We start from the raw sequence: 24413 nt of genomic DNA on the forward strand, positions 1-24413 counted from the left end.
CCGACGACGGCCGGCCGGCCCCAGACCGGACAGCCCGAGACCAGACAGTCCAGGAGCGCCTGCCATGACCATCCTGCTGGGCCAGAACCCCTCCCGTCCCGCAACCGGCCCGGCCGCCGTCACCCCCGCCGCGGCCGTCACCGGCCGCCCCAGTGAGGGCTCCGTGCACTCCTGGGACCTGTCGACCGGCGTCGACGGCCCGGGCACCCGCTTCGTCACCTTCCTCTCCGGCTGCCCCCTGACCTGTCTCTACTGCCACAACCCCGACACCTGGCGGATGCGGAACGGCAAGCGGACCTCCGCCGACGACGTCATCGCCGAGGCCGCGAAGTACACGCGCTTCATCGCCGCCTCCGGCGGGGGAGCCACGATCTCCGGCGGCGAACCGCTCCTCCAGCCCGTCTTCGCCGGCGAGCTGCTGCACCGCATGAAGCACGAACTCGGCCTGCACACCGCCCTGGACACCTCGGGCTTCCTCGGGGTCCGGGCCACCGACGCGCTCCTGCGGGACGTGGACCTCGTCCTCCTCGACATCAAGTCCTGGGACCCCGCCACCTACCGCAAGGTGACGGGCCGCCCGCTGGCACCCACCCTCGCCTTCGCCCACCGTCTCGCGGACCTCGGCAAGGAGGTGCACGTGCGCTTCGTGCTCGTGCCCGGCCTCACCGACGACCCGGCGAACATCGAGGGAGTGGCGTCCTTCGCCGCCTCCCTCGGCAACGTCTCCCGCGTGGACGTGCTGCCCTTCCACAAGCTGGGGGAGGGGAAGTGGCAGGCGCTCGGCATGGAGTTCACCCTCCACGACACCCCGTCCCCGACGGCCGAGCAGGTCGCGCACGCCCGGGGCGTATTCGCCGCCCAGGGCCTGAACGCCGTCTGAGTCCCGGGCCGCGTTGGGCCGTCCGCGGGACGCACGACAGGCCGCATTCGGACATCCGACCTAGCGTGGACGAGTGTCCATACCGACCAGAACCACCCCGCGCTCGCACCGGGCCGAGACCTACGGGCCCGGATCGACCATCGTCGAGTGGCGTCCCGAGGACGACGCCTTCTGGCAGGCCACCGGCAAGCGGGTGGCCACCCGCAACCTGTGGATCTCGATCCCCGCGCTCATGCTGGGCTTCGTCGTCTGGCAGGTCTGGTCCGTCACCGTCGTCCGGCTCGGAGACGTCGGCTTCGGCTTCTCCAAATCGCAGCTCTTCTGGCTGACGGCCGTCCCCGGCATCACCGGCGGCACCTTCCGGATCCTCTACACCTTCATCGGCCCCATCTTCGGCGAGCGGAAGTTCACCGCCTTCAGCACGCTGATCCTGGTGGTCCCGATGCTGTGGCTCGGCTTCGCCCTCCAGGACACCGGCACCCCCTACTGGGAGATGGTCCTCATCGCGGCCGTCTGCGGCATCGGCGGTGCCAACTTCGCCTCGTCCATGGCGAACATCGGGTTCTTCTTCCCCAAGCGCGAGAAGGGCAACGCCAACGGCCTCAACGGCGGCCTGGGCAACCTCGGCGTGAGCATCGTCCAGCTGGTCGCCCCGCTGGTCGTCACCGCAGCCGTGCTGGGCGCCCCCGCCGGCGGCCCCCAGCACGACACCAGGAAGGACACCGACGTCTGGCTCCAGAACGGCGCCTTCGTCTGGGTCCCCCTGCTCGTCGTCATGGCCTTGCTCGCGTGGTTCCTGATGAACGACCTCAAGGTCGCCGCGGCCCCCTTCAGCCAGCAGAAGATCATCTTCAAGCGCAAGCACAACTGGCTGATGACCTGGCTCTACGTCGGAACCTTCGGCTCCTTCATCGGTTTCGCCGCCGGCCTGCCGCTGCTCATCAAGGACAACTTCGAGTCCCAGGGGTACCAGGCCCTCACCTACGCCTGGGTCGGCCCGCTGATCGGCGCGCTCACCCGCTGGGCGGGCGGCTGGCTCTCGGACCGGATGGGCGGCGCCAGGGTGACCATGCTGTCCTTCGTCGGCATGGCCGCCTCCCTCGTCGTGGTGATCTTCGCCCTGCCCCACGACGGCGACCAGGGCAGCTTCTGGACCTTCTACACCGGCTTCCTGGCCGCGTTCTTCTTCTCCGGCCTCGGCAACGGCTCGACCTTCCGGCAGATCCCCGTCATCTTCCGGGACCAGCACGCCAGGGCCGCGCAGGACCAGGGCGAGCAGGCGCAGGCCGCCGCGCTGAAGCAGTCCGAGATGGAGGCGGGCGCCGTCACGGGCTTCTCCTCCGCCATCGCCGCCTACGGCTTCTTCTTCATCCCCGCCATGTTCGCGAACCTGCACGTGACCACAGCGCTGTGGATCTTCATCGGCTTCTACGCGACCTGCCTCGCGGTCTGCTGGTGGTTCTACGCCCGCGAGGGCGCCGAGGCACCGAGCTGAGCCACCCGCAAGGGCACCCGGGCACCGAGCCGAGCCACCCGCACCCCCGCCGTACCCTGGAGCCATGAGCAGCACCGCCCCCACCCCCGAGCCCGCGCCCCGGCCGAAGCCGGCGCTGATCTTCGACGACCCCCTGGACCGGCAGTCCTCGGACGACACGGACCACGGGTGGGGCGAGCGGCCGCCCGCCGACAGCGCCGCGGACCTCGCGCGCTTCCTCGACGAGAAGCCGCCCCACCACCTCTGAGCGGCCCGGACTAGTCCGCGACGGTGGCCCGGTGGCTGCCGGTGCCGCCCTCGCGCTGGGTGACAAGGTGGTCGCGGATCTCCTTCAGCACCTCCAGTTCGGTGATCTCGACGATCTCCTGCACGCCCTCGCGGGCCTTGCGCCGGTCCTCCTGGCGGGCCAGGTACTTCGCCATCGGCAGGACCATCAGGAAGTACACGACCGCCGCGGTGATCAGGAACGTCAGGGTGGCGTTCAGCACCGAGCCCCAGAGGAGGTTCACCCCGGTCGGGTTGCCCGCCCCGTCCACCCCACAGGGTTCCTTCAGGCAGGTCGCGTACACGTCCAGGTTCTTCGTGCCGACCGCGCCGACCAGGGGGCCGATGATCCCCTTCACCACGGAGTTCACGATGTTCGTGAACGCCGCACCGATGACCACGGCCACCGCGAGGTCGACCACGTTGCCGCGCATCAGGAAGGCCTTGAACCCCGCCAGTACGCCGACCTTCTTCTCGCTCACCACTGAGCCTCTCTTCGCAGGTGTCACAGGACACGGAGCCAACGGTTCCGAAAACTACGGCAGTCGGGCCGCGCAGTGTCCAATCGACGCTCACCCCAAGGCGACTTGACCGGGCGCGTGTACGAATCAACACAGCGTCACCGCCAGTCGAGCCACCGCACCCGCCCCCACCAGCGCCTGCGCGGTCTCCCGCGGCACCGACAGCACCACCAGCGCCCCCGCGTCCCGGGCGTCCTCCTCCGGTGCCGGTACGGCGCTCACCCGCGCCGCTGCCGCCACCACCCGGGGCCGCTCCCGCTCCCGCCCCGGCTCGCCCGCGGCCACCACGTCCACCCGGTCCCCGGCCCGCAGCAGCCGCACCGTCGCCGCGTCCGCGATCCGCACCGGCGCGGACACCAGCGGCACCGCGGCCGGCGCCACCACGGGCCGCACCGGCGCCGGATCCCCGCGCGAGGCCTCCGCCCGCGGACCGGCAGCCGCCAGCGCGGCCGCCACCACCGCCAGCCCGGCCGCGGTCGCCCGGCGCCTGCGCCGCAGCGCCCTGCGCAGCCGGGCCGCGCCGCCTCCCCGTACCCGCAGGGGCTCGAACATCGGCACCGCGCGCGGCGGGGGGCACGTGACGGAGGGGAAGGCATCGGATCCGGACATGACGAACACCGCCCATCGTGAGGCTCCAGCACCGGGCACTCCGCCCGGACAGCCCCCACGATCCGCCACCCGCCCCCCACCCCGCTCCGCCCTGTGGACCGCCCACAGCATGTGGAAAACCCCGCCACCCACACGGGTGACGGGGTTTGCGATACCCACCGGCAGTGCGCCGCCTACGGCAGCTCGATCCCCAGGTCCCAGCCGTCGTGCGCGTGGGTGCAGAGGCAGTCGCGCTCGTCCGTCTTCGGCAGCGCCTCCACGGCGTCGAAGAGCACCGACCGCAGCCGCCCGATGTTCTCGCCGAACACCCTCAGCACCTCGGTGTGCGACACGCCCTCACCGGTCTCCGCACCCGCGTCCAGGTCCGTGACCAGGGCCATCGACGTGTAGCAGAGCCCCAGCTCGCGGGCCAGGACCGCCTCCGGGTGCCCGGTCATCCCGACCACGGACCAGCCCATGGCCGCGTGGAACTGCGACTCGGCGCGCGTCGAGAAGCGGGGCCCCTCGATGACCACCATCGTGCCGCCGTCCACCGGCTCCCAGGAGCGCCCGCGGGCGGCCGCCACGGCCACCCGGCGCCCCGCGGGGCAGTACGGGTCGGCGAAGGTCGTGTGGACGACGTTCGGCCGGGTGCCGTCCGCCAGCGGCTCGCCGTCGAAGAAGGTCTGCGCGCGGTCCTTCGTACGGTCGACCAGCTGGTCCGGCACCAGCAGCGTCCCCGGCCCGTACTCGGCCCGCAGGCCGCCCACCGCGCAGGGGCCCAGCACCTGGCGGACGCCCACCGAGCGGAGCGCCCACAGGTTGGCCCGGTAGTTGATCCTGTGCGGCGGCAGGTGGTGGCTCCGGCCGTGCCGCGGGAGGAAGGCGACCGAGCGGTCCGCGATCCGCCCGATGTAGAGCGAGTCGCTGGGCTTTCCGTAGGGAGTCTCGACCGCCAGTTCCGAGACGTCCTCCAGGAAGGAGTAGAAGCCCGAGCCGCCGATGACACCGATCTCTGCATGCACCATGCCGTTCACCCTAGCGGGGGACGCGAAGACCCCGCCGTCCGACAGGACGGCGGGGTCTTCGCGCGAGTGGTGCAGGCAGTGCGAGCGGTCCGCGATCAGGCGGCGGAGCTGCTGCTCGACGAGGCAGCCGAGGAGGCCGAGGCCGAGGACGAAGCCGCAGGGGCGGACGACGGGCTCGACGACGAGCCCGACGAGGCGGGCTTCGAGGCGGGCGTGCTGCTCGAAGAGGCGCCGCGGCTGTCGTTGCGGTAGAAGCCCGAGCCCTTGAAGACGATGCCGACCGCGGAGAACACCTTCTTGAGGCGTCCCTTGCAGTTCGGGCACTCGGTCAGGGCGTCGTCGGTGAACTTCTGCACCGCCTCGAGGCCTTCGCCGCACTCGGTGCACTGGTACTGGTAGGTCGGCACGAATTTCCTCCTGGCACTCTGACTCGATGAGTGCTAACGAAACTCCATGGTGACGTATTCCGCCCGATCAGTCCACCGTCACCGGCACGCGGTGACCGACACCACGCTCGGCGGACCGCCCGCCCGCGGCCTTGGCCACGGTCGTCACCGGCGTCGTCGCCGAGGCGTTGACGATCCGGCTCGGGGCCGTCGGGGCGAGCTTCGCACGCAGCGCCACCAGGGTCACGAAGGCCAGCGCGGTGGCGGCCAGCGGGACCAGGAAGCCCGCGCCTGAGCCGTACGCGTCGGCCAGCCGGCCGGCGACGGTGACGGCGGCGGCCTGGCCCAGCGCCACGGCGCCGGTCAGCCAGGTGAAGGCCTCGGTGCGGGTGGCGGCCGGGACCAGCTTCTCGACCAGCGTGTAGCCGGTGATCAGCGCCGGGGCGATGGACAGGCCCACCAGCAGGCCGAGGCCCGCGAGCAGGTAGACCGAGTGCGCGGCCCACAGCACCGAGGCGGCCACGGTCAGCGCGGCGTAGCCCAGGACCAGCCGGCGGCGCGGGCCGATCTTCCAGGCGATGGCACCGCAGGCGATGCCCGCGATCATGTTGCCGGCGGCGAAGACGCCGTACAGGACGCCGTTGACGCCCGGGTTGCCGATCTCCTCGGAGAAGGCCGTCAGCGAGACCTGCATGCCGCCGAAGACGGCGCCGATGCCCAGGAACGCGACGATCAGGACGCGCACGCCCGGGATGGACAGGGCCGAGGCGTGCTTCTCGCCCGCCACGGCGGCGCGGCCGTGCGGCTTGGGCTGCGTGGCCCGCTGCGCGGCGAAGAGCAGACCGCCGAGCAGGGACAGGGCGGCCTCGGTGACCAGGCCGGCGGCCGGGTGCACACCGGTGCACAGCGCGGTGGCCAGCACGGGGCCGACAACGAAGGTGAACTCGTCCGTCACGGACTCGAAGGCCGCGGCGGTCGGCAGCAGCGGCGAGCCCTCCAGGCGCGCGGCCCAGCGGGCCCGCACCATCGGGCCGACCTGGGGGACGGAGGCACCGGCCGGGACGGCGGCCAGTGCCAGCGCCCACAGCGGGGCGCCGGCCAGCGCGAGGGCCGTCAGGCCGCTCACGGCGGCGGCGTGCGCCAGGACGACGGGGAACAGCACGGCGCTCTGGCCGAACCGGTCGGCCAGCTTGCCCATCTGCGGGGCGAACAGGGCCATGGAGACACCGGTGACGGCGGCCACGATGCCGGCGCTGCCGTAGGAACCGGTGGTGTGCTGGACCAGGAGCACGATGCTGATGGTCAGCATTCCGAAGGGCAGCCGGGCGGCGAACCCCGGGAGCAGGAAGCTGATGGCGCCGGGCGTGCGCAGGAGCTGCCCGTAGCCCGGGCGGGACTTCTCGGTCGTGACCGCGGATGCCACGGCCTGGCCTTTCTGCCGCCTGGTAGAGCCCCCGTCTGCGGACGGCGCGTGCTTTGTGGGCCGCGCCCGTACTACGGAGCCCCGAGAGCTGTCCTCATGCGCAGAACCGAGTGATACCTGGGCCACCCACTGCGGGAGGGGGGCCACGGCCGCCGAGCGGTCGCGCCAGCTCTGCGTCAGGCAGAGTTGGTTCGATCTGGTGTCCTGCCATGATACAGGGGAGCGGCACACCGTGCCTTGTGATTTCGCAGATAAATTTGAGATTCCACCTGCGATTAACGGGATGTGCGCGGCCCAGAGCCTCTGGAACCGTCCTGACCATGCGAAGTTCCACCGCCCCCGGTCCCCAGCCAGCCCGCCAGCTTGCCACCGCGTGCCACGGCGCGCAGCCGCGCCTCGGCGGCGTCCCGTACCGGATCGGTGGCCACGACGAGCAGGTCGTCCCCGCGCCGCAGCACCGTCGCGGGCAGCGGTACGAAGCTCTTCGCGTCCCGCACGACCAGGGTGACCGAGGCCCCCGCGGGCAGCCGCAGCTCGCTGACCTCCACACCGTGCATCCGGGAGCCCTCGGGGATGGAGAAGGAGAGCAGGTGGCCGCGGAGCCGCTCCAGTGGCGCGGACTCGATCCCGAGGTCGGTGGGGGCCCGGTCGGTGCCCAGGTCCAGCTTTCTGGCCAGCCACGGCAGCGTCGGTCCCTGGACCAGGGTGTAGACGACGACCAGCACGAAGACGATGTTGAAGACCCGCTCGCTGCCCTCGATCCCGGACACCATCGGGATCGTGGCCAGGATGATCGGCACCGCACCGCGCAGGCCGGCCCAGCTCATCAGGGCCTTCTCCCGCCAGGGCAGCCGGAAGGGCACCAGGCTGACGAACACCTCCAGCGGCCGGGCCACCAGGGTCAGCACCAGGCCGACCAGCACCGCGGGCAGGAAGTCGTCGGCCAGCTCGTGCGGCGTGACCAGCAGGCCGAGCAGGACGAACATGCCGATCTGGGCGATCCAGCCGAGCCCGTCGGCGAACCCGCGGGTGGCGGGCCAGTGTGGCAGCTTGGCGTTCCCCAGCACCATCGCCGCCAGGTAGACGGCGAGGAAGCCGGAGCCGTGTGCCAGGGCGCCCGCCGCGTACGCGACCACGGCGATGGCCATCACGGCGATCGGGTAGAGGCCCGAGGCGGGCAGGGCCACGTGCCGCAGCCCGTACGCGCCGAGCCAGCCCACCGCCAGGCCGATGCCGGCGCCGATGGCCAGCTCCAGGGCGATCTTGCCGACCAGTACGTACCACTCGTCCACCGGGCCGACCGTGGAGAAGGCCACCACCAGGATCACGACGGGGGCGTCGTTGAAGCCGGACTCGGCCTCCAGCACACCCGTCACCCGCGAGGGCAGCGGCACCTTGCGCAGGACCGAGAAGACCGCCGCCGCGTCGGTCGACGAGACGACCGCGCCGATCAGCAGCGCCTGCCGCCACTCCAGGCCGACCAGGTAGTGGGCGCCCGCGGCCGTCACACCGACGCTGATCGCGACGCCGACCAGGGAGAGCGAGATCGCGGCGGGCAGGGCCGGCCTGATCTCCTTCCACTTCGTGCCGAGACCGCCCTCGGCGAGGATCACGACCAGGGCCGCGTAACCGATGACCTGCGTGAGCTCCGCGTTGTCGAAGGTGACCCCGCCGATCCCGTCCTGCCCGATGGCCACTCCGATGCCCAGGTAGATGAGCAGGCTGGGCAGGCCGCTGCGCGAGGAGACGCGCACCGCCGCGACGGCGATGAGCAGCACGAGCGAGGAGACCAGGAGGAGCTCGTTGAGCTGGTGGACGGTCAGCGGGCGGTCCTTTCGCGGGATCGCCTGGCGGGATCGTTTCTCCGGCAGGCGGACGGCACGGTTACTTCGTTACCTTACCTAATCTTTGACGATTCCTTGACTGGATTGCCACATTGTGAAACGCCAGTTCGAGGAAGTGCCTGACACCGCGTCCGAATGGGGTGGGCGCTGCGCCTATGGTTGCTCCCAGCACTCCAGGACCACCCTGCCCCCTCGAAGGACAGCGATGCCCGCGAACGAATCCGCCCCTTCCGCCAAGAAGAAGGGACGACGCGCCCGTCTGATCGTGCTCCTCCTGGTACTGGCGCTGCTCGCGGGCCTTGGCTACGGCGCCTACTGGACCGTCGACAGCGTCCGCGCCTCCTACCCCGAGACCACCGGCGAGATCCGGCTCAAGGGACTGGCCGGCCGGGTCGAGGTCAAGCGCGACGCCCACGGCATCCCGCAGCTGTACGCCGACAGCGACGAGGACCTGTTCCGCGCGCAGGGGTACGTCCACGCGCAGGACCGGTTCTGGGAGATGGACGTCCGGCGTCACATGACCTCCGGTCGGCTGTCGGAGATGTTCGGCGGCGGTCAGGTCGAGACCGACGCCTTCCTGCGCACCCTCGGCTGGCGCCGTGTCGCCGAGACCGAGTACAACACCAAGCTCTCCCCCCAGACGAAGAAGTACCTCCAGGCCTACGCCGACGGGGTCAACGCCTGGCTGAAGGGCCGTTCCGGCAAGGACCTGTCCGTCGAGCACGCCGCGCTCAAGCTGACCGAGGACTACGCCCCCGAGCAGTGGACCCCGGTGGACTCCGTGGCCTGGCTCAAGGCCATGGCCTGGGACCTGCGCGGCAACATGCAGGACGAGATCGACCGCTCGCTGATGTCCAGCCGCCTCACCAAGGCGCAGATCGACGAGCTCTACCCGCCGTACCCCTTCGCCCGTAACCGGCCGATCGTGACGGGCGGCGACGTCGACTCCGCCACCGGCAAGTACGACCCCCAGGGCGCCTCCGGCTCCGGCTCCTCCTCCGGCAACGGCTCCGGCAGCAGCCTCCGGGGTGCCGGCCAGGGCCTGCGCACCCAGCTGACCGCCCTCTCGGAGACCCTGGACGAGATCCCGGCCATCCTGGGTCCGAACGGCTCCGGCATCGGCTCGAACTCCTGGGTCGTCTCCGGCCGCCACACCACCACCGGCAAGCCCCTGCTGGCCAACGACCCGCACCTGGCCCCGCAGCTGCCCTCCGTCTGGTACCAGATGGGCCTGCACTGCCGCACGGTCTCGGCGTCCTGCCAGTACGACGTCGCCGGCTTCACCTTCTCCGGCATGCCCGGCGTGGTCATCGGCCACAACCAGGACATCGCCTGGGGCATGACCAACCTCGGCGCCGACGTGACCGACCTCTACCTGGAGCAGGTCCGGCCCGAGGGCTACGTCTACGACGGCAAGACCCTCCCCTTCGCCACCCGCGAAGAGGTCATCAAGGTGGCCGGCGGGGCCAGCAAGAAGATCACCGTCCGGACCACCAACAACGGTCCGCTGGTCTCCGACCGCAGCGACGAGCTGGCCACGGTCGGCGAGCGCGCGCCCGTGGCCGGCTCCGCCCCGGACCGCGGCACCGGCTACGCCGTGGCCCTGCGCTGGACCGCGCTGGACCCGGGCAGGTCGATGGACGCCGTCTTCAAGCTGAACCGGGCCAGGGACTTCAAGGAGTTCCGGGCGGCCGCCCGCGACTTCGAGGTCCCCTCGCAGAACCTGATCTACGCCGACAACAAGGGCGCGACCGGCAACATCGGCTACCAGGCCCCGGGCCGCATCCCGGTCCGCACCACGGGCGACGGCCGGATGCCGGCGCCGGGCTGGGACTCGAAGTACGCCTGGAAGAAGTTCGTACCGCAGGACGAGCTGCCCTGGGACCACAACCCCAAGCGCGGCTTCATCGTGACCGCCAACCAGGCCGTCATCCAGAGCGGCGAGGGCAAGTACCCGTACACCCTCACCACGGACTGGGGCTACGGCGCCCGCAGCCAGCGGATCAACGACCTCATCGAGGCGAAGATCAAGGACGGCGGCAAGGTCTCGACCGGCGACATGCGCACCATGCAGACGGACAACAGCAGCGAGATCGCCACGCTGCTGACGCCCATCCTGTCGAAGATCCAGATCGACGACCCGGACGTGCGCGAGGCGCAGCGCCTGCTGGAGGGCTGGAACTACACCCAGGAGCCCGACTCGGCCGCCGCCGCCTACTTCAACGCCGTCTGGCGCAACATCCTCCAGCTGGCCTTCGGCGACAAGATGCCGAAGGAACTGCGGATCGAGGGCCGCTGCCTGAACGTCCGCGCCGACGCCAGCGGCCCGGCCGACGACCTGAGCGAGCTGGTGCGCGAGTGCGGCCAGCGCGACGAGGACTCGGCGCAGCCGGACGGCGGCGACCGCTGGTTCGAGGTGGTCCGGAACCTCATCAAGGACGAGAAGTCCGCCTGGTGGCACTCGCCGGCGACCCGCCTCGACCCGGCGAGCACCACGCGTGACCAGCTCTTCGCCCGTGCCATGAAGGACGCGCGCTGGGAGCTGACCGCCAAGCTCGGCAAGGACACCGGTACCTGGAGCTGGGGCCGCCTGCACCGCCTCACCCTCAAGAACCAGACGATCGGCACCGAGGGCCCCGGCTTCATGCAGTGGCTGCTCAACCGCGGCCCCTGGAACCTGGGCGGCGGCGAGGCCACGGTCAACGCCACCGGCTGGAACGCGGCGAGCGGGTACTCCGTCACCTGGGTCCCGTCGATGCGGATGGTCGTGAACCTCAACGACCTGGACAAGTCCCGCTGGATCAACCTGACCGGAGCCTCCGGCCACGCCTACAACAGCCACTACACGGACCAGACGGACCTCTGGGCCAAGGGCGAGCTGCTGGACTGGGCGTTCAGCAAGGAGGCCGTCGACAAGGCGACCGAGGACACGCTGGTCCTCAAGCCGTAGGGGCCGAAGAGCCTGGTGCGGCCGCAGCCGAAGGAGGAGGGGGATCCCGCAGGGGGTCCCCCTCCCGGCGTTTTCCGGGCGCGTCCTCAGGCCGCCCGGAAGCGCCGTACGCCCGAGGGCGTCGCCACCGCGTCCACGGGGTGGTCGTGGGGCTCCTCGGGGACCCGGTCCACCACCTCGGCGTCGTACAGCAGCACCACGAGGTCCGGGTGGGCCCGCGCCGCCTCCAGCCGCGCGAGCACCCGGTCGTACGAGCCCCCGCCGCGCCCCAGCCGCATCCCGCGGGCATCGACGGCGAGCCCGGGCAGCAGCACCGCGTCCGCGCCGGTCACGGCGGCCGGCCCCAGGCGCGGCCCGGCCGGCTCCAGCAGCCGCATCTTCCCCGCGTGGGCCACCTCGGCGAGGCTCTCCGGGCCCTCGTACAGGGCCCAGTCGAGGTCGTTGTCGGGCAGCAGCACCGGCAGCAGCACGCGCGTCCCGCGGGCCCGCAGCGCGTCGATCAGGGCGCGGGTGCCGGGCTCCGTGCCGACCGAGACGTACGCGGCGACGGTTCCGGCACGGGCGAGTTCGGGCAGGTCGAGGGCCCGGACGGCCAGCCGTGCGGCGGCGTCCTCGACGGCCTCGGGCGTCAACGCGCGTCGCGAGGCGATAAGTTCGCGCCGAAGGTCCGATTTGGCGGATCTGTTCTCAGTCACAGCTGGCCCGTAAACCCTTCTAAAGCAGCCCGTATTAACCGGAAGCAAACCTTCTGCACAGGGTCAGCGGATATCGTGCCGCCCATGACTCAGTCGCACCCAGTGATCACCAAGGCTGTCATCCCGGCGGCCGGACTCGGCACCCGGTTCCTCCCGGCAACCAAGGCCACACCCAAGGAAATGCTGCCCGTCGTCGACAAGCCGGCGATCCAGTACGTGGTGGAGGAGGCGGTGGCCGCGGGTCTGAGTGACGTGCTGATGATCACGGGCCGTAACAAGCGGCCGCTGGAGGACCACTTCGACCGCAACTACGAGCTGGAGTCCGCGCTCGTGGCCAAGGGCGACGACGACCGCCTGAAGAAGGTCCAGGAGTCCAGCGACCTGGCCACCATGCACTACGTCCGCCAGGGCGACCCCCGCGGCCTGGGCCACGCCGTCCTGTGCGCCGCCCCGCACGTCGGCGACCAGCCCTTCGCCGTCCTCCTTGGCGACGACCTCATCGACCCCCGCGACCCCCTGCTCGCGAAGATGGTCGAGGTCCAGCACCGCACCGGCGGCTCCGTCATCGCCCTCATGGAGGTCGAGCCCGCCCAGATCCACCTCTACGGCTGCGCCGCCGTGAAGGCCACCGAGGACGAGGACGTCGTCGTGGTGACCGACCTGGTGGAGAAGCCGGAGGCCGCCGAGGCCCCCTCGAACTACGCGATCATCGGACGGTACGTCCTCAACCCCGCGATCTTCGACATACTGCGTGAGACCGAGCCGGGCCGCGGTGGGGAGATCCAGCTCACCGACGCCCTGCAGAAGCTCGCCGCCGACGAAACCGTGGGCGGCCCGGTGCACGGCGTGGTCTTCAAGGGCCGCCGATACGACACCGGGGACCGGGGAGACTACCTCCGGGCCATCGTCAGGCTCGCGTGCGAGCGCGAGGACCTCGGCCCCGAGTTCCGGACCTGGCTTCGCAGTTACGTCACCGAGGAGATGTAGCACCTTGAGCAGCACCGCACCCCAGGACACCGGCCGCCTCTGGTCGGTGGACGAGCACCTGGCGGACGTCCTCGCGGCCGTCCGCCCGCTGGAGCCGATCGAGCTGCAGTTGCTCGACGCCCAGGGCTGCGTCCTCGTCGAGGACGTCACCGTGCCCGTTGCCCTGCCGCCCTTCGACAACAGCTCGATGGACGGGTACGCCGTCCGCGTGGCCGACGTCTCGGGCGCCGGCGAGGAGTACCCCGCGGTGCTGACCGTCATCGGCGACGTCGCGGCGGGCAGCGGCGAGCTGCCCACCGTCGGCCCCGGCCAGGCCGCCCGCATCATGACCGGCGCCCCGCTCCCGCCGGGCGCCGAGGCCGTCGTGCCCGTGGAGTGGACCGACGGCGGCACCGGCGGCGGCGCGGCCACCGGCATGACCGCCGCCAGCGCCGCCCCCGAAGGAGCCGGGGGCGAGGTCCGGGTCCACCGCCCCGCCGAGGCCCGTGCCCACGTGCGGTCCCGCGGCAGCGACGTCCAGGCCGGGGACCTCGCGCTGAGCGCGGGCACCGTCCTCGGCCCGCCGCAGATCGCCCTGCTCGCCGCCATCGGCCGCGGCACCGTCCGGGTCCGGCCCCGCCCCCGCGTGGTCGTCCTGTCCACCGGCAGCGAGCTCGTCCAGCCCGGCGAGCCGCTGACCGAGGGCCGGATCTACGACTCCAACAGCTTCGCCCTGGCCGCCGCCGCGCGGGACGCCGGCGCCATCGCCTACCGCGTGGGAGCGGTCGCGGACGACGCAGAGACCCTGCGCTCCACCATCGAGGACCAGCTGATCCGCGCGGACCTGCTGGTGACCACGGGCGGCGTCAGCGTCGGCGCGTACGACGTGGTCAAGGAGGCGCTGTCCTCCGTCGGCGACGAGGACGAGCCCGGCAGCGGCATCGACTTCCGCAAGCTCGCCATGCAGCCCGGCAAGCCCCAGGGCTTCGGCTCCATCGGCCCCGACCACACCCCGCTGCTGGCGCTGCCGGGCAACCCGGTCTCCTCGTACGTCTCCTTCGAGCTCTTCGTACGCCCCGCCATCCGCACCCTGATGGGCCTGGACGACGTCAGCCGGCCCAGCGTGCGGGCCGCCCTCAAGTCCGACAAGGCGCTGCGCTCCCCGGCCGCCCGCCGCCAGTTCCTCCGCGGGAAGTACGACGCGGAGAGCGGCACCGTCAGCCCGGTCGGGGGCTCCGGCTCCCACCTGATCGCGGCGCTGGCCCACGCCGACGCGCTGATCGTCGTACCGGAGGACGTCACCTCGGTCGAGCCGGGCACCGAGCTGGAAGTGGTCCTGCTCGGCTGAGGAGGGGCCGGTGCGGGTACCGTGTCGCCCACACAGGCCCTTGCGGGGCCCGGAACGGGAGCGGCACAGCACATGAGCAGCAACAGCAGGCTGACCCACATCGACGAGGCGGGCGCGGCCCGGATGGTGGACGTCTCCGAGAAGGACGTCACCACCCGGACCGCCCGCGCCAGTGGACGGGTGCTGGTCGCGCCCCGCGTGATCGAACTGCTCCGCGGCGAGGGCGTGCCCAAGGGCGACGCCCTCGCCACCGCGCGCATCGCGGGAATCATGGGCGCCAAGAAGACCCCGGACCTGATCCCGCTCTGCCACCCGCTCGCCGTCTCCGGCGTCAAGGTCGACCTCGCGGTCGCCGACGACGCCGTGGAGATCCTCGCCACCGTCAGGACCACGGACCGCACGGGCGTGGAGATGGAGGCGCTGACCGCCGTCGCCGTGGCCGGCCTCACCGTGATCGACATGGTCAAGGCCGTCGACAAGGGCGCGGTCATCACCGACGTCCGGGTGGAGGAGAAGACCGGCGGCAAGTCGGGCGACTGGAGCCGGTCGTGACCCCCCGCGGCGGCGAGGCGCACAGCCACAGCCACGGTCCGGGTCCGGCGGCCGGTGAGGCCTGGGCGGCGCAGCCGCCCGCCGCGGACACCCCCGGCCTGCGGGCCCTGGTCGTCACGTGCTCCAACCGCGCCTCGGCGGGCGTCTACGAGGACAAGGGCGGCCCGCTGCTCGCGGACGGCCTGACCCGGCTCGGCTTCGAGGTCGCCGGCCCGCGCGTGGTGCCGGACGGCGACCCGGTGGAGCAGGCGCTGCGCGAGGGCGTGGCCGAGGGCTTCGACGTCATCGTGACCACCGGCGGCACGGGCATCTCGCCCACGGACCGGACCCCCGACATGACCGCCCGCGTGCTGGACTACGAGGTCCCGGGCATCCCGCAGGCCGTCCGCGCCGAATCGCTGGCGAAGGTGCCGACCGCGGCGCTCTCCCGCGGCCTGGCAGGCGTGGCGGGCCGCACCCTGATCGTGAACCTGCCGGGCTCGACCGGCGGCGTACGGGACGGGCTCGCCGTACTGGAGCGGATCCTGGTGCACGCCGTGGACCAGATCCGGGGCGGCGACCACCCGCGGCCCGAGGGGAGCCCGAGCTGAACCGACCCTCCTGGCCCGTGGTGCTGGCGGACGGCGATGTGGTCCTCCGGCCCATCAGGCTGCGCGACCAGCGGCCCTGGCGCGAGGTGAACCGGCGCAACCGCGACTGGCTGCGCCCCTGGGAGGCGACGATCCCGCCGCCCGCGCCGTGGGGGCCGGTGATCCACCGCCCGACGTACCGGCAGATGGTCCGGCACCTGCGGTCGGAGGCGAACGCGGGCCGGATGCTGCCGTTCGTCATCGAGTACCAGGGCCGGCTGGCCGGCCAGCTCACGGTGGCCGGCATCACCTGGGGCTCGATGTGCGCCGGCCACGTGGGCTACTGGGTCGACCGCGAGGTCGCGGGCCGGGGCGTGATGCCCACGGCCGTGGCGCTGGCGGTGGACCACTGTTTCCGCACCGTCGGACTGCACCGCATCGAGGTGTGCATCCGCCCGGAGAACGGGCCGAGCCGGCGGGTCGTGGAAAAACTCGGATTCCGCGAGGAGGGACTGCGACCGCGCTACCTCCACATCGACGGCGCGTGGCGCGACCACCTGGTTTTCGCCCTGACCGCCGAGGAGGTGCCGGAGGGGCTGCTGAGCCGCTGGCACCGGGCCCGGCCGGGAACTCCACAGAAATAGGAAATCTGTTCGAATAATTTCGGCCGGAGTTGTGTCCAGGGTCAGGGCTGGAATCCGATTCATCCATAAACTGATCCGAAGAATCACAAAAAAAGTCCGTGATATCAGCCAGATCGTGCGACACACCGGCCCAATTGGCCGATGCCGCCGCCCCAACCCCTCTACGGTGTGGGGTGTGAGCAGCAGCGGCCTCATCTACGCAGTCATTGTCGGGGCCTGGGCCGCCTACTTGGTGCCGATGTGGCTCCGCAGGCAGGACGAGCTGAACGAGGCCCGTCCGACGGAACGCTTCTCCACCGCCATCCGGCTGCTGTCCGGCCGGGCGGGGATGGAGCGCCGTTACGCCAAGGGTCTGCGTGAGCGCGGTGTCGAGGGGGCGGAGTCCCATTCGGACCCGGACGCCGGGACGGAAGCGATCCCTTCCGCCGACGCCCGGGCCGTCGTCGTGCCCCCGACCCGGCCCGAACCGGCCGTCGTCACGGCCGAGCGCGCCCGGCGCCAGCAGCGCACCAAGGTGCTGGCCCGGCGGCGCCGTACCACCGCCGTCCTCTTCCTCGCCTTCACGCTGGGGGCCGTCGTCGCGGCCGTCGGCGGCCTGGGCTTCCTGTGGGCCCCGGGCGTCCCGGCCGTCCTGCTGAGCGCGTACATCGTCCACCTGCGGGTGCAGGAGCGGCGGCGGTTCACGTTCACGATGGACCGGCGCCGGGCCGAGGCCGCCGCGCAGCGGCTGCGGGAGACCGGCCAGCGGCGGCGCGAGCCTGAGGCCGCGGAGCCGCGTACGGAACCCGAGCCCGCGCCCGTCGTCTCCCCGCAGGAGGCCGGGCGCCGCGCGCTGGTCGAGCAGACCGACCACGCCGAGTGGGTGGACCAGCAGCGCGAGCGCGAGCGCGGACCGGCGCGCGGCGACAGCTGGGAGCCGGTGCCGGTGCCGCTGCCGACGTACGTGACGGCACCCGTGGCCCCCCGGGCCACCGGTCCGGCGGTGACGGACGGCTGGAGCGCGGCGCGGTCGTCCACGGCCGAGCCGACGGACCCGCGCCTGAAGGCGCGCCCGCAGGAGCCGAAGGCGGACGCGAAGCCGGCCCAGGACGCCGCCCCCGGCCAGCCGGGGATCCGCCCCCAGGGCGGCCAGCGCCCGGCCCCGCAGCGCCGCCCGCGCGAGCGCGGCCGCACGCCGCTCTTCGACCAGTACGAGGACGGCGACCGCCCCCGCGCCGCGAACGAGTGACGCGGCGCGGCCCCGCCCGCACCCCGCGCGATGACCTGCACGAAGGCGCCCGGGGAACGGATTTTGGAGCCGCCCGGATCACCTGCTAATGTTTCACACGTCGCAAGGGCCTGTGGCGCAGTCTGGTAGCGCACCTCGTTCGCATCGAGGGGGTCTGGGGTTCAAATCCCCACAGGTCCACAGACGACAGTTCTCGGATAGCTACCGGGAATCGTCACGAGATCCCGACCGGTCGAAAGACCGGCCGGGATCTCGGCGTTTCAGGACCCTTTCGCCCAGCGGTCCCTGCCGTCTGCCGTCTGCCGTCTGCCACCCGAACCGATCGGCCGTCGGCGCCGTGGGCGGGTGTCGGTGGGTGGGTCTAGGTTCCGGGTATGGGGATCTACTTGTGCGGTGTCGATGCCGGGGACTGGGGTGACCCGGAGGTTTACGGGGGGCTGGCGGGGGCGCTGGGTGTGGAGTTGGGGCGGCGGGGGGTGCCGGCCTTCGGGGCGCGGGCTGGGGCGTCGGTGCGGTTCGAGGAGAAGATGAGCCGGCCCATCGAGGGGTTCGAGGCGCTCTGCCGGGCTCAGGCGGGCGGGGGTGAGGTCGTCGACGCGCTGCTCGGGTGGGATCTGCTCGTACCGGCCGAGTTCAAGGGCGTGTTCGAGCTGTCCGTGCCGGCGCCCTACAGCGAGGTCACCGCGGTCGGCAGTGCGCGGGGGGCTCTGGAGGCGGCTCGGGGGCTGGCGGTGCGGCTCGGGCTTCCCCCGCAGGTTCCCCGGGACGGCGGCAACCTGGCGCTGACCAACTGGTTCGACAGCGAGGAGGCCGCGGCGGCGGCCGTCAGCCATCCGGGGCCGTGGGCGGAGGACCTGGACACCGCCTTCTACGCCGCCGTCCACCTCAGGGCGGCGGAGCACTCGGTGCGGTGGTCGTGCCCGATGACCTACTCCTGACCCGCCGTGAGCCCGCGGTACGCGTCCGCCCCGGCGGTCGCTGTCCCCTGGTGGGGCCGCCGGGGCGGGTTCGGGTAGCCACGCGCCCGGCAGCAATCGGGTGTGTGGGTCGATGCGGCCACGTTAGGGGCGGGCACTGACAGCGGGGTGGGTGCGGAGGTGCTCGGTGAGGACCTCCGCGAAGGCCGCGACGTGGGGCGGGAGGGGGCCCCGGCGGGTGGCGCAGGACCAGGTGCGGGTCAGGGGGTCGGGTGCCGGGCGGACCAGGGCCAGGCCGTGTGTCGCGACGTACGGGGCCGCGGCCCAGTTCGGCAGGACCGTCACGCCCTGGCCGCCCGCCACCAGTTCGATCACCAGGTCCGTGACCACCGGCATGGTGGTGATCCGGGCCGGCCGCGCGCCGTGGGGGAGCGGCAGCGGGACCGACGGGACGCGGGTCTGGTCGTACGCGTCGAAGAGGATCAGGTGGGCTTCGGTGAAGTCCTCCGCGGTGAGGTGCGGACGCGCGGCCCAGGGGTGGTCGGCGGGTACGACGGCCATCATCTCGTCGTCGAAGAGGCGGGTGAGGGCGACCCGGTCGGCCTCCCGGTCCGGCTTGGTGACCAGGGCCACGTCGACGAGGTCGGCCAGCAGCGCGGGGACCGGGGCGTCGTCGGGGACGGTCTCCATGCGGACCTCGGCCTCCGGGTGCCGTTCGCGGAACGCGCGGATCACCGGCGACAGCCACGGCAGGGTGGTGCTGCACTGGGCGGCGAACCGGACCCGCCGGTCGCGGCCCTCGCGCATCTCCCGCAGGTCGCGGGTGGCGGAGCGGATCTCGCCCAGCACCCGGTGGGCCGTCACCAGCAGCCGCTTCCCGGCGGCGTTGGGGACCAGCCGTCGGCCGCTGCGGTCGAAGAGCGGCATGCCCAGCCGGTCCTCCAGGCGGGTCAGCCGCTGCGAGAGGGCGGGCTGGCTGACGTAGAGGATCTCGGCGGCGGCTGTGAGGGAGCCGGACTCGGCGGTGGCGGCGAGGAGTTCGAGGTCCCGCACGTCCATGTCCTGGTTCATAAGGCCACGTTATCGTTTGCTTCCTTTTCCGTCGTGGTGTGATCGGCCGGCCGCTCGTAGCGTCGGGGTGCGGGTTCCGGCGAGTGCCTCTGGGCTCTCGTCTGTTCTCGCGACCTGCGACGAGAGGCGGCGGACATGGCCAGGGAATTGATCACCGGTGCGAGGGGTGCGCCCGGCGCGGTCGGGCGGGAGGACGCCGTCCGCGAGGTGCTGGGCCGGTATTTCGACGGGCTGTACGCCGGCGACACGGAGCTGCTCGCGGGGGTGTTCCATCCCGGGGCCGTGTACGCCACCGCCAGCGGGGGCGAGTTGCTGCGGCTGAACATGGACGCGTACTTCCCGGTGGTGGCGCGGCGCGAGCCGCCCGCGGCGCGGGGCGAGCGGCGCCGCGACCGGATCGTGTCGGTCGACTTCGCCGGGCCGGTGACGGCCCTGGCGCGGGTGGAGTGTGCGCTCGGACCCCGCTTCTGCACCGACTTCCTGACCCTGGTCCACGTGGACGGGCGCTGGCAGATCGTCGCCAAGGTCTTCCACTACGAGACCTCCGCCCCCGAGAACGGAGGAGGCTGAAGTGCCGTACGTCAACGTGAAGGTCACGCGGGAAGGCGTCACCCCCGCGCAGAAGGCGGAGGTCGTCGCCGGGGTCACCCGGCTCCTGGCCGAGGTCCTCGGCAAGGACCCCGCGACCACCTTCGTGGTCATCGACGAGGTCGAGCCGGAGGACTGGGGCATCGGCGGGCTGCCCGTCGCGGAGTACCGGCGCCTGGCGGCGGACTGAGCGCCGCCGGGGAACAGGTGGTGGTCCCGCCCGGGCCTCGCACGCCGGGCGGGACCACCTGTCAGGAGGTGTGGCAGGGAACGGGAAAGAGGGGCAGGGCGCCGGTCAGCAGGTGCGGCCCACGTACCAGGCGCCGTCGATCTTGCTCGCGGAGCCCAGCCACGTGTCGCCGGGGCCCACGCAGCGCTCGTAGTTGGGGCCCCACACCTCGACCTCGATGATGACGCGCGTGTCGGTCGCGCAGTGGTTGTACCAGGCGTCGCTGTGCGTCTCGTAGAAGCCGCAGGGGTTGGCCGCGGCGGGCGAGGCGACCGCGGTGGACAGCCCGAAGAGCAGGGCGGTGGCGGCGAGCGTGCTGGTCAGGGCTCGGTACTTGGGCATGGCGAAAGCTCCTGTCGAGGAGTGGAAGAAGGCCCCCGGTCGATCACCGGTGCCGCTACCGAGTGTGGCCAGTGTCACTGTCCGTGGTCACGCCGGTTCGCTCGGGCGAGCGAAACTGTTCACCGGTTCGAGTGGCATGAGGTTTCGGCCGCGCGACGTGACGAACTGCACGGTCTCCGGCCGTCGTCGGCGTGGCATGAATGGATCATGACGACAACACGGGGAGACGAGACCACCGCGCAGGCCTGGGCCGCGCTGGGTGGCGACGCGGCGGCGGCCGGACGCGTGGAGTACCGGGGCGGCAGCGCCCTCGGCACCGGACGGCTGCCGGTGCGCGAACTCGCCAGGGCCACCGTCGGGGCCTGCTCGCTCGCCGCCGCCGAACTCGCGGAGGTCCGCGCGGGCCGCGGGACCGGGTCCGGCGACGGCCCGCTCACCGTGGACGAGGGCGCGGTCTCCACGGCCTTCGTCAGCGAGCGCCACCTGCTCGTCGAGGGCCGCGCACCGGTCAGCTTCGCGCCCCTCTCCGGCTTCTGGCGGACGGCGGACGGCTGGCTGCGGACGCACGCCAACTACCCGCACCACCGCGGCCCGCTGCTCGGCGCCCTGGGCATCCCCGACGACGACCGCGCCCCCGAGGCGATGCGCAAGGCGCTCGAAGGGCTCCGCGCGGCCGAGGTCCAGGAGCGGGTGTACGCCGCCGGCGGGCTGGCGGTCGCGGTGGCGCAGCCGTACGGGGACCCGCAGCCGCTGGTCACCTGGGGGCCCCGGTCCGGCGGGGGACGGGAGCTCGGGCCGGCCGCCACCACCGGCGACGGCGCGGTGCTGCCCGCCTCCGGCGTACGCGTGCTCGACCTCACCCGGGTGATCGCGGGCCCCGTCGCCACCCGCACGCTCGGACTGCTGGGCGCCGACGTGCTGCGGGTGGACCCGCCGCAGATGCCCGAGGCGGACGACGCGCACGCCGACACCGGCTTCGGGAAGCGCTCGGCGCGGCTGGACCTGACCGCCGCCGGGGACCGGGCGGTGTTCGAGGAGCTGCTGGCCACCGCCGACGTGGTGGTCTCGGGGTACCGGCCGGGTGCGCTGGACCGGCTCGGCCTGTCCGCGGAGGCCCTGCTGGAGCGGCGGCCGGGGCTGGTCGTGGCCGAGCTGTGCGCGTGGGGCTGGACCGGCGACTGGTCGGGCCGCCGGGGCTTCGACTCGCTGGTCCAGGCCGGTTACGGGATCTCCGCCGCGGAGGCGGACGCGGAGGGGCGCCCCGGGGTGCTGCCCGCGCAAGCGCTCGACCACGGTACGGGGTACCTGACGGCCGGTGCCGTGCTGCGGGCGCTCGCCGGGGGCGGGGGCCGCACCGTGCGGCTCTCCCTCGCGGGGACGGCCTCGTGGCTGGTGCGGGAGGTCGCGCCGGTGGCGCCCGGCGAGGAGCCGTACACCCCCGGGGACTGGCTGCGCCCGGCGCCCTCCGGGTACGGGGAGCTGCGCCACGCGCTGCCGCCCGTGGCCGTCGGACCGGCCGACTGGTCCCGTACGCCGTCCCGCTGGGGCACGGACGCGCCGGTCTGGCTGCCGTGACGGCGGCCGGCCTGCCGGCGAACGAGCCCGGGGGAGGGAGCCGGGCCCACCAGGCCAGGCCCACCAGGCCAGGCCCACCAGGCCCGGCCCGCCCGGGCCCCGCGGCACGGCTCAGTACGATGTTCGAATGCCTTACGGGACCACGGACGGGACCGCCCGCCGCACCGACCACGGGATCATCGAGATCCGGCCCACGCCGTACGACCACCCGGACGCGGTGGAGCTGAACGACCGCGTGCAGATCGAGTACCGGCAGCGGTACGACGGCGAGGGCGACGCGACCCCGCTCGACCCCGGCATGTTCACCCCGCCCAACGGCCTGTACCTGCTGGCGTACAACGCCGCGGGCGAGCCGGTGGCCAGCGGCGGCTGGCGTGCCCAGGACGAGAACGAAGAGGGCTACGCGGACGGCGACGCCGAGCTCAAGCGCATGTACGTCGTCCCGGAGGCCCGCGGGCTCGGGCTGGCCCGGCGCATCCTGGCGGAGCTGGAGGACTCGGCCCGGGCGGCGGGACGGCTGCGGATGGCCCTGGAGACCGGCGACCAGCAGCCGGAGGCGATCAAGCTCTACCTGTCCGAGGGGTACACGCACGTGACCCGGAAGTTCGGCCTGTACCGGACGTACGACTCCAGCCGCTGCATGGCCAAGCCGCTCAACCCCTGAGCGCCGCCCCGCCCCGGGAATGAGACGCGGAGCCGCCGCGGGGCCGGCTCCGGTTAGGCTCTCCACGTTTTGTCCGATCTGGGGAGCCCGCTTTGATCACCGTGACCTCCGTGAACGTCAACGGCATCCGTGCCGCGTCCAAGAAGGGCCTGGTGCCCTGGCTGGCCGGCACCGACGCCGACGTGGTCTGCATGCAGGAGGTGCGGGCCGAGGCGCACCAGATCCCCGACGAGCTGCGCGAGCCCGAGGGCTGGCACACCCTGCACGCCCCCGCCGCGGCCAAGGGCCGGGCCGGCGTCTCGCTCTACACGCGCCGCGCCCCCGAGCGCGTCCAGGTCGGCTTCGGCAGCGAGGAGTTCGACGGCAGCGGCCGGTACGTGGAGGCCGACCTGCCCGGCGTGACGGTCGCGAGCCTCTACCTGCCCTCGGGCGAGGCGGGCACCGCCAAGCAGGACGAGAAGTACCGGTTCATGGCGGAGTTCCTCCCCTACCTCGCCGAGCTGAGGGTCCGCTCGGCCGCCGAGGGGCGCGAGGTGCTGGTCTGCGGCGACTGGAACATCTGCCACAACGAGGCGGACCTCAAGAACTGGAAGACCAACCGCAAGAGCGCCGGCTTCCTCCCCGAGGAGCGCGAGTGGCTCGGCAAGGTCTACGGCGACGAGGGCGGGTACGTCGACGTGGTGCGCGCCCTGCACCCCGAGCAGACGGGTCCGTACTCCTGGTGGTCCTACCGCGGCCGCGCCTTCGACAACGACGCGGGCTGGCGGATCGACCTGCACGTCGCCACGCCCGGGCTGGCCGCGAAGGCCGTCAAGGGCTTCGTCGAGCGCGCCGAGACCCACCCCGAGCGCTGGTCCGACCATGCGCCGGTCACCGTGGTCTACGACCTCTGACGGGCGGACCGGAGCCGGTCACTGCCCCCGCAGCCGCCGGTCCATCGCCATCGAGAGTTCCGCCTCCACCACGCTCTTCGCGAGCGGGCGGAGGCGGTCCACGGCCTTGGCCAGCGCCTCCGGGTCCACCGGGCCGGCCGTGTCCCCTGGCTCCGCCGGTACGTGCGCCGCGATCAGTTCCGTGAAGAGGCCGGCCAGCGCCTCCGCGTGCTCCCGCACCCGCCGCCCCGTCTCCAGGACGGCCGCCAGCGGCACGCCCTCGCGCACCAGCGCCGAGGACACGTCCAGCAACCGCCGGCTGACGTGCACGATCTCGTCGCCGTCCACCGCCAGGTAGCCGAGGTCCAGCGAGGCGGCCAGGTTCTCCGGGGTGACCTCGCCCTCGAAGTAGTCGGCCAGCTCCTCGGGGGTGAGCCGGACCGGCGTCTCCTCCGACCAGCCCAGACCGCCGCCCTCGCCGAGCCCCAGGAGCTCGCCGAGCTGGTTCACGTCCCGGCCGTTCTCGAAGGCGGCCGTCAGCTCCGCGATGCCGCCCAGGGTGTGCCCGCGCTCCAGCAGGGCCGCGATGGTCCGCAGCCGGGCCAGGTGGTGGTCGTCGTACCAGGCGATCCGGCCCTCGCGGCGCGGCGGCGGCAGCAGCTTCCGCTCACGGTAGAAGCGCAGGGTGCGCACCGTGATCCCGGCCGCATCCGCCAGCTCCTCCGTGCGGTATTCGCGTACCGTGCCCTGGGGTTCCGCCTCGTGTTCCGACAC

General features: G+C 72.6%; 26 protein-coding genes and 1 tRNA gene. 17 read left to right on the plus strand and 10 right to left on the minus strand.

The window, feature by feature from the left end; translation table 11 throughout:
* Positions 1-64 precede the first annotated feature (64 nt).
* The 3 genes from pflA (at position 65) to ACIF6F_RS23565 (ending at position 2622) form a co-directional block, all read left to right on the plus strand.
* Positions 65-880 (plus strand): pyruvate formate-lyase-activating protein, encoded by an 816-nt coding sequence (gene pflA / locus ACIF6F_RS23555; RefSeq protein WP_399949711.1) that lies wholly within the window; start codon positions 65-67, stop codon positions 878-880.
* A 73-nt stretch (positions 881-953) separates the two neighbouring features.
* On the plus strand, positions 954-2375 hold the full coding sequence (locus tag ACIF6F_RS23560; RefSeq protein ID WP_399949714.1) for a NarK family nitrate/nitrite MFS transporter: 1422 nt from the start codon (positions 954-956) through the stop codon (positions 2373-2375).
* A gap of 64 nt (positions 2376-2439) precedes the next feature.
* Complete coding sequence (locus ACIF6F_RS23565) at positions 2440-2622, plus strand: hypothetical protein (protein ID WP_399949717.1); 183 nt, start codon at positions 2440-2442, stop codon at positions 2620-2622.
* A 10-nt stretch (positions 2623-2632) separates the two neighbouring features.
* On the opposite strand, the gene mscL is transcribed toward ACIF6F_RS23565, so the two are convergent.
* From mscL to ACIF6F_RS23595, 6 genes are all read right to left on the minus strand, one after another.
* Positions 2633-3121, minus strand: a complete 489-nt coding sequence (gene mscL, locus ACIF6F_RS23570; RefSeq protein ID WP_399949720.1) for a large conductance mechanosensitive channel protein MscL — start codon at positions 3119-3121, stop codon at positions 2633-2635.
* A gap of 126 nt (positions 3122-3247) precedes the next feature.
* Positions 3248-3769: a hypothetical protein gene (locus ACIF6F_RS23575; protein WP_399949723.1), complete on the minus strand. Its 522-nt coding sequence runs from the start codon at positions 3767-3769 to the stop codon at positions 3248-3250.
* A 173-nt stretch (positions 3770-3942) separates the two neighbouring features.
* Complete coding sequence (locus tag ACIF6F_RS23580; protein ID WP_399949726.1) at positions 3943-4776, minus strand: S-methyl-5'-thioadenosine phosphorylase; 834 nt, start codon at positions 4774-4776, stop codon at positions 3943-3945.
* 95 nt (positions 4777-4871) lie between these two features.
* Positions 4872-5183 (minus strand): FmdB family zinc ribbon protein, encoded by a 312-nt coding sequence (locus ACIF6F_RS23585; protein WP_399949729.1) that lies wholly within the window; start codon positions 5181-5183, stop codon positions 4872-4874.
* 67 nt (positions 5184-5250) lie between these two features.
* Positions 5251-6585 carry an MFS transporter gene (locus tag ACIF6F_RS23590; RefSeq protein WP_399949731.1) on the minus strand — a complete coding sequence of 445 codons (1335 nt, stop codon included), beginning with the start codon at positions 6583-6585 and terminating at the stop codon, positions 5251-5253.
* Between the two features lie 275 nt (positions 6586-6860).
* Positions 6861-8456, minus strand: coding sequence for a potassium/proton antiporter (locus ACIF6F_RS23595; RefSeq protein ID WP_399950184.1), 1596 nt, complete (start codon positions 8454-8456; stop codon positions 6861-6863).
* A gap of 178 nt (positions 8457-8634) precedes the next feature.
* Between ACIF6F_RS23595 and ACIF6F_RS23600 the strand changes: the two genes are divergently transcribed.
* On the plus strand, positions 8635-11379 hold the full coding sequence (locus ACIF6F_RS23600) for a penicillin acylase family protein (RefSeq protein WP_399949734.1): 2745 nt from the start codon (positions 8635-8637) through the stop codon (positions 11377-11379).
* Between the two features lie 86 nt (positions 11380-11465).
* On the opposite strand, the gene ACIF6F_RS23605 is transcribed toward ACIF6F_RS23600, so the two are convergent.
* Positions 11466-12011 carry a 5-formyltetrahydrofolate cyclo-ligase gene (locus tag ACIF6F_RS23605; RefSeq protein ID WP_399949737.1) on the minus strand — a complete coding sequence of 182 codons (546 nt, stop codon included), beginning with the start codon at positions 12009-12011 and terminating at the stop codon, positions 11466-11468.
* Between the two features lie 147 nt (positions 12012-12158).
* Between ACIF6F_RS23605 and galU the strand changes: the two genes are divergently transcribed.
* The 8 genes from galU (at position 12159) to ACIF6F_RS23645 (ending at position 18319) form a co-directional block, all read left to right on the plus strand.
* Positions 12159-13061 carry a UTP--glucose-1-phosphate uridylyltransferase GalU gene (gene galU, locus ACIF6F_RS23610; RefSeq protein WP_399949739.1) on the plus strand — a complete coding sequence of 301 codons (903 nt, stop codon included), beginning with the start codon at positions 12159-12161 and terminating at the stop codon, positions 13059-13061.
* 4 nt (positions 13062-13065) lie between these two features.
* The gene (gene glp, locus ACIF6F_RS23615) at positions 13066-14388 is read left to right on the plus strand and encodes a gephyrin-like molybdotransferase Glp (RefSeq protein WP_399949742.1); all 1323 of its coding nucleotides are present in this window, start codon (positions 13066-13068) and stop codon (positions 14386-14388) included.
* Between the two features lie 72 nt (positions 14389-14460).
* Positions 14461-14940: a cyclic pyranopterin monophosphate synthase MoaC gene (gene moaC / locus ACIF6F_RS23620; protein WP_399949745.1), complete on the plus strand. Its 480-nt coding sequence runs from the start codon at positions 14461-14463 to the stop codon at positions 14938-14940.
* Entirely contained in the window at positions 14937-15530 is a 594-nt protein-coding gene (locus ACIF6F_RS23625; RefSeq protein WP_399949748.1) for a molybdenum cofactor biosynthesis protein B, read from the plus strand. The genes moaC and ACIF6F_RS23625 overlap by 4 nt, the downstream gene beginning before the upstream one ends.
* A 17-nt stretch (positions 15531-15547) precedes the next feature.
* Entirely contained in the window at positions 15548-16153 is a 606-nt protein-coding gene (locus ACIF6F_RS23630) for a GNAT family N-acetyltransferase (RefSeq protein WP_399949749.1), read from the plus strand.
* 175 nt (positions 16154-16328) lie between these two features.
* Positions 16329-17381 carry a hypothetical protein gene (locus tag ACIF6F_RS23635; protein WP_399949752.1) on the plus strand — a complete coding sequence of 351 codons (1053 nt, stop codon included), beginning with the start codon at positions 16329-16331 and terminating at the stop codon, positions 17379-17381.
* Positions 17382-17487: 106 nt separating this feature from the next.
* Positions 17488-17561, plus strand: a tRNA-Ala gene (locus ACIF6F_RS23640).
* A 194-nt stretch (positions 17562-17755) separates the two neighbouring features.
* Positions 17756-18319, plus strand: a complete 564-nt coding sequence (locus tag ACIF6F_RS23645; protein WP_399949755.1) for a hypothetical protein — start codon at positions 17756-17758, stop codon at positions 18317-18319.
* Between the two features lie 123 nt (positions 18320-18442).
* Here the strand turns inward: ACIF6F_RS23645 and ACIF6F_RS23650 are convergent, their stop codons facing one another.
* Positions 18443-19369 carry a LysR family transcriptional regulator gene (locus ACIF6F_RS23650; protein ID WP_399949758.1) on the minus strand — a complete coding sequence of 309 codons (927 nt, stop codon included), beginning with the start codon at positions 19367-19369 and terminating at the stop codon, positions 18443-18445.
* 135 nt (positions 19370-19504) lie between these two features.
* Between ACIF6F_RS23650 and ACIF6F_RS23655 the strand changes: the two genes are divergently transcribed.
* Positions 19505-19939, plus strand: coding sequence for a nuclear transport factor 2 family protein (locus ACIF6F_RS23655; RefSeq protein ID WP_399949761.1), 435 nt, complete (start codon positions 19505-19507; stop codon positions 19937-19939).
* A 1-nt stretch (position 19940) separates the two neighbouring features.
* Complete coding sequence (locus ACIF6F_RS23660; RefSeq protein ID WP_399949763.1) at positions 19941-20147, plus strand: 4-oxalocrotonate tautomerase family protein; 207 nt, start codon at positions 19941-19943, stop codon at positions 20145-20147.
* A 105-nt stretch (positions 20148-20252) separates the two neighbouring features.
* On the opposite strand, the gene ACIF6F_RS23665 is transcribed toward ACIF6F_RS23660, so the two are convergent.
* On the minus strand, positions 20253-20528 hold the full coding sequence (locus tag ACIF6F_RS23665) for a DUF6355 family natural product biosynthesis protein (RefSeq protein ID WP_399949766.1): 276 nt from the start codon (positions 20526-20528) through the stop codon (positions 20253-20255).
* A 207-nt stretch (positions 20529-20735) separates the two neighbouring features.
* Between ACIF6F_RS23665 and ACIF6F_RS23670 the strand changes: the two genes are divergently transcribed.
* The 3 genes from ACIF6F_RS23670 to ACIF6F_RS23680 all read left to right on the plus strand — a co-directional run bounded on the left by ACIF6F_RS23670 (position 20736) and on the right by ACIF6F_RS23680 (position 23660).
* Positions 20736-22103, plus strand: coding sequence for a CoA transferase (locus tag ACIF6F_RS23670; RefSeq protein ID WP_399949769.1), 1368 nt, complete (start codon positions 20736-20738; stop codon positions 22101-22103).
* 178 nt (positions 22104-22281) lie between these two features.
* Positions 22282-22767 (plus strand): GNAT family N-acetyltransferase, encoded by a 486-nt coding sequence (locus tag ACIF6F_RS23675; protein ID WP_399950187.1) that lies wholly within the window; start codon positions 22282-22284, stop codon positions 22765-22767.
* Positions 22768-22868: 101 nt separating this feature from the next.
* Positions 22869-23660: an exodeoxyribonuclease III gene (locus tag ACIF6F_RS23680; protein WP_399950190.1), complete on the plus strand. Its 792-nt coding sequence runs from the start codon at positions 22869-22871 to the stop codon at positions 23658-23660.
* Positions 23661-23678: 18 nt separating this feature from the next.
* Here the strand turns inward: ACIF6F_RS23680 and ACIF6F_RS23685 are convergent, their stop codons facing one another.
* Complete coding sequence (locus ACIF6F_RS23685; protein ID WP_399949772.1) at positions 23679-24413, minus strand: MerR family transcriptional regulator; 735 nt, start codon at positions 24411-24413, stop codon at positions 23679-23681.

The sequence above is a fragment of the Streptomyces sp. NPDC086023 genome (genome assembly GCF_044540325.1).
In the GTDB taxonomy this organism is placed as follows: domain Bacteria; phylum Actinomycetota; class Actinomycetes; order Streptomycetales; family Streptomycetaceae; genus Streptomyces.